Source organism: Shewanella glacialipiscicola (assembly GCF_023283485.1).
Taxonomy (GTDB): domain Bacteria; phylum Pseudomonadota; class Gammaproteobacteria; order Enterobacterales; family Shewanellaceae; genus Shewanella; species Shewanella glacialipiscicola.
The window spans coordinates 1-4,398 of sequence record NZ_JAKILU010000048.1 but is presented as its reverse complement, the minus strand read 5'-3'; the positions used below and the strand labels follow the sequence as shown (position 1 = coordinate 4,398).

Genomic DNA, 4,398 nt, shown 5'->3' with positions numbered 1-4,398 from the left:
GGTCATCGCCAAGCGCCTAATTATCTCGATGAGATGTAAAAAAGCCAGCTGAATAAGCTGGCTTTTTTACGTCTGCAATTTGGCAGAAATAGTGTATTTTTTGCATTAAAGGTGCAGCCTTTTGTGCGACTTCATCTGTGCGTTTCCTCATTTGCTGCAATCATCACTTTTAGCGGTTACAATGTATTTTTATGGTCATTGATCAAACATATGTCTCTACTTCATAGTCTTAAGTCATTAAATTCCTTTGGTTTAGCACAGTCTTGCGCGGATCTTGTTGAGGTTCACTCAAAAGAGGCTATTAAGGCAGTTTGTCTGCCACTATGGCGACAACAAGCGCCTATGCTGGTGTTGGGGGGAGGTAGCAATCTGGTCTTTACACAGGACTTTTATGGCACTGTTGTCAGAGTTTTATCTAAAGGGATGAAAGTATCTGAAGATGAAGAGGCGTTTTACCTCGAGGTTGAGGCTGGTGAGAATTGGCACGAATTAATTCAATTTACGCTTGAACATGGCATTTTTGGATTAGAGAACATGGCATTGATTCCAGGTACGGTTGGCGCTGCACCGATCCAGAATATTGGTGCTTATGGTGTTGAGCTATGCGATGTGTGCAACTGGGTTGAGTATCTGGATTTCGCCTCGGGTGATTTTGTGCGTATCAGTGCAGCCGAGTGCCAGTTTGCCTATCGAGAATCTATTTTCAAAAATAAGTTACGTAATCTTGCCGTAGTCACTGCTGTCGGATTTCGTTTAGCAAAAGATTGGCAACCACGTTTAGGCTATGGTCCATTGCAATCATTTGATCCTGCAACTATTTCAGCCCGTGAGATTTTTGATAGAGTTTGTCAGGTACGAAATGAGAAGCTCCCTGATCCTGCGGTGCTGGGTAATGCTGGCAGTTTCTTTAAAAATCCGATTGTTAGTGCTGCTTGTTATGTTGATTTAGCACAGCGGTTCCCGACGATAGTGGGTTATGCACAGGCAAATACGACAGTGAAACTAGCTGCGGGTTGGTTGATTGAACAAGCTGGATTGAAGGGGTTTGAACTAGGTAATGCGGCTGTACACGACAAGCAGGCGTTAGTGCTGGTAAATCGTGGTGGAGCGACGGGGCGAGATATTTGTCGTTTAGCGCTGCACGTTATTGCGCAAGTGCAGGGCAAATTTGGTGTTGTGCTAGAAGCCGAACCTAGAATCATGGGAGCCGATGGTGAAGGAGATCTATATGTCTGATCATTGGGGAAGAAAACGGCAGATATTAGCTTTATTATCTAGTGGGCAATTTGTTTCAGGCGAGTGGTTAGCCAGTGAACTAGGTATTTCGCGCGCCGCAGTGAATAAACATGTTGATGCTCTAGAAAGCTACGGTGTGGCAATTTATAGCGTGAAAGGTCGAGGTTATAAGTTGGCAAGCCCTATCTCGTTGATTGATGCATCACGTTTAGTGAAATCTATTGATGATCGTTGTTTTTATTTTGATGAGATAACGAGTACCAATGGCTTTATGTTGGGCCACACCGCCGAGCTAAAAAATGGTGATGTGTGCGTGGCAGAGTATCAATCAGCAGGCCGTGGTCGCCGTGGTCGCACTTGGCTATCACCTTACGGACATCATTTATACTTTTCACTTTTTTGGTCATTTCCACAGGGCATGACGCAGGCAATGGGATTAAGTTTAGTCGTTGCTTGTACTTTGGTGGAGGTGCTTAAATCCTTCGGAGTGGAAAATATTGGCGTTAAGTGGCCGAACGATATCTATTTAGATCATAAGAAACTTGCTGGGATCTTGATTGAGATGTCAGGACAAGTGGATAGTGAGTGCCAGCTGATCATCGGTGTTGGCATTAATATGGCAATGTCAGAAGAACAAGGCAAAGGTATCGATCAGCCTTGGAGTGATTTATCGGCATTGGCGACTATGCCAAACAAGACAGACCTTGTTATTGTGCTACAGAAGCAACTAAAACGTGATATTCAGTTATTTGAGCGTGAAGGGCTAGGCGCTTTCAAGATGCGATGGCAAGCCGCTGACTTATTTTATGGTCGTGAAATACGCTTACTGATAGGTGAAAACACGGTCGAGGGAGTTTGCCGTGGTGTTGATGAGCAGGGTGCGGTACTCCTTGAAACCGCCGAAGGTACTAGAGCCTTTATCGGCGGAGAAATTAGCTTAAGGGCTCGAGAATAACGATGTAGAGCTATTTTCGCATCAGTACATGTGACATTAAATGATCTTGGCCTTTCTTTAGAATTAAATGAGCCCGCTCACGGGTGGGTTGAATATTGAGTTGCAGGTTTGGTCCGTTGATCGTATCCCAAATATTGGCGGCTATGGTATTTGCTTCATCATCAGTGAGCGTCGAGTAATGGTGGAAATAAGATTTTTTATCGCTAAAAGCGCCAGAGCGGAATTGCAAGAAGCGTTCTTTATACCACTGTTTTAAAAGTGGTTCTTCAGCATCGACATAGATTGAAAAATCAACAAAGTCAGATACAAAAGGGCGACGTGTATCGACAGGTGAGTCTAGTCCTGTTTGTAATACATTTAAGCCTTCTAAAATTAAAATATCTGGCTGAGAGACTGTCTGTTGCTGATTTTTGACGCGATCATAGGTCACGTGTGAATAAATCGGGGCCTTAACATGTTGCCGGCCAGATTTGACTGCAGAAATAAACTCAACCAGCATTTTCATATCGTAGCTTTCTGGAAACCCTTTTCGCTGCAATAGCCCTTTACGTTTTAAATCCGCCAGTGGATAAAGAAAACCGTCAGTGGTGACGAGATCCACTTTTGGATGTTCGGGCCAGTGTCGCAGTAATGCCTGTAAAATACGCGCGGTAGTACTTTTGCCTACAGCGACGCTACCCGCAATACTAATAATGTAAGGGCTCTTTGAGGGCTTTTGACCTAGAAATTCATCTACCACCAAACCACGTTGCTGCTTAGCCTTGACGATTAAATTAAGTAATCGACTCAGCGGAAGATAAATATCGGTTACTTCTGATAAAGATATCTTCTCATTAATGCCTCTAAGGTTCTCCAAATCTTGCTCACTTAGCGTAAGCGGCACTGAGTTTCGCAGATCAGACCATTGCAGGCGCTCAAAGGCGAGATAGAGTGCTTTTTGAATTGAATTTTTAGACGTCATTGGCTTTCCTCAGCTTAGGAAAGGCACAGTACACTATGGAATTATTCGGAACAATACAAAATAGAGGATAGCCATCGTGTTTCCGCTATCGTTTGGTGTATTTGCTGTTAAATTGCACGAGGAAGATGAGTTGCGCGTAAAAAAACACCGTTTAAGCACTTTTTTACATAATTAGGTGTTTTTTTACTTGCACTTGACGGCACATTTACCTAATATCCCGTTCCGAAATGATGTGCCGGCATAGCTCAGTTGGTAGAGCAACTGACTTGTAATCAGTAGGTCCCGAGTTCGACTCTTGGTGCCGGCACCATATTTCTGTGGAGGGGTTCCCGAGTGGCCAAAGGGATCAGACTGTAAATCTGACGGCTCAGCCTTCGAAGGTTCGAATCCTTCTCCCTCCACCACTTTTTCTAGGTAGTTAGGTAGCCTAAGTTAGGTTGCGCGGACATCGTATAATGGTATTACTCCAGCCTTCCAAGCTGATAACGCGGGTTCGATTCCCGCTGTCCGCTCCAAATTAGTTGCTGATATGGCTCAGTTGGTAGAGCACACCCTTGGTAAGGGTGAGGTCGGCAGTTCGAATCTGCCTATCAGCACCAGCCTCTCTAAAGTTAGCTCCTGCACCTAAACATAAACGGTTCGATGTCATTTTAATGCATCGGATTTTTTCTATATGTTAGTTTTCATCACCAAGATTCTTGGACTGAGGCATTACCATGGCTAAAGCTAAATTTGAACGTATTAAGCCCCATGTAAACGTGGGCACCATTGGTCACGTTGACCATGGTAAAACCACTCTAACTGCAGCTATTTCAGCAGTACTGGCTAAGACTTATGGTGGCGAAGTGAAAAACTTTGCTCAAATCGATAACGCTCCAGAAGAGCGTGAGCGCGGTATTACTATTAATACTTCTCACATCGAATATGACACACCAGCACGTCACTACGCACACGTAGACTGCCCAGGTCACGCCGACTATGTTAAAAACATGATCACTGGTGCTGCACAGATGGACGGCGCTATTTTGGTTGTGGCTTCAACAGACGGCCCAATGCCACAGACACGTGAGCACATCCTGCTTTCTCGTCAAGTTGGCGTACCATATATCATCGTGTTCATGAACAAGTGTGACATGGTTGATGACGAAGAATTACTGGAATTAGTAGAGATGGAAGTGCGCGAACTTCTGTCAGAATACGACTTCCCAGGTGATGATTTACCTGTTATTCAAGGTTCAGCTCTGAA

4 protein-coding genes and 4 tRNA genes are annotated in these 4,398 nt (G+C 44.3%); 7 read left to right on the top strand and 1 reads right to left on the bottom strand.

Annotated elements, in window-relative coordinates; all coding sequences use genetic code 11:
* Nucleotides 1–210 precede the first annotated feature (210 nt).
* Both murB and birA read left to right on the top strand, forming a co-directional pair.
* Nucleotides 211–1,236, top strand: a complete 1,026-nt coding sequence (murB, locus tag L2717_RS17900) for a UDP-N-acetylmuramate dehydrogenase (protein ID WP_220772932.1) — start codon at nucleotides 211–213, stop codon at nucleotides 1,234–1,236.
* Nucleotides 1,229–2,191, top strand: coding sequence for a bifunctional biotin--[acetyl-CoA-carboxylase] ligase/biotin operon repressor BirA (birA, locus tag L2717_RS17895; protein WP_220772931.1), 963 nt, complete (start codon nucleotides 1,229–1,231; stop codon nucleotides 2,189–2,191). The genes murB and birA overlap by 8 nt, the downstream gene beginning before the upstream one ends.
* A 10-nt stretch (nucleotides 2,192–2,201) precedes the next feature.
* Here the strand turns inward: birA and coaA are convergent, their stop codons facing one another.
* Nucleotides 2,202–3,152, bottom strand: coding sequence for a type I pantothenate kinase (gene coaA / locus L2717_RS17890; RefSeq protein ID WP_220772930.1), 951 nt, complete (start codon nucleotides 3,150–3,152; stop codon nucleotides 2,202–2,204).
* A 234-nt stretch (nucleotides 3,153–3,386) separates the two neighbouring features.
* Between coaA and L2717_RS17885 the strand changes: the two genes are divergently transcribed.
* From L2717_RS17885 to L2717_RS17865, 5 genes are all read left to right on the top strand, one after another.
* Nucleotides 3,387–3,462, top strand: a tRNA-Thr gene (locus tag L2717_RS17885).
* Nucleotides 3,463–3,471: 9 nt separating this feature from the next.
* Nucleotides 3,472–3,556 (top strand) — tRNA-Tyr (locus L2717_RS17880).
* A gap of 37 nt (nucleotides 3,557–3,593) precedes the next feature.
* Nucleotides 3,594–3,667: transfer RNA gene (locus L2717_RS17875), tRNA-Gly, on the top strand.
* Between the two features lie 8 nt (nucleotides 3,668–3,675).
* Nucleotides 3,676–3,751 (top strand) — tRNA-Thr (locus tag L2717_RS17870).
* 117 nt (nucleotides 3,752–3,868) lie between these two features.
* Nucleotides 3,869–4,398: GTP-binding protein (locus tag L2717_RS17865; protein ID WP_248938133.1), on the top strand; the 530-nt coding region annotated here is incomplete at its 3' end.

What these genes read in the sequence shown, in the direction of transcription:
- murB (WP_220772932.1), top strand. Translation starts at nt 211, where the DNA reads ATGTCTCTACTTCATAGTCTTAAGTCATTAAATTCCTTTGGTTTAGCA.
- birA (WP_220772931.1), top strand. Translation starts at nt 1,229, where the DNA reads ATGTCTGATCATTGGGGAAGAAAACGGCAGATATTAGCTTTATTATCT.
- coaA (WP_220772930.1), bottom strand. Translation starts at nt 3,152, where the DNA reads ATGACGTCTAAAAATTCAATTCAAAAAGCACTCTATCTCGCCTTTGAG.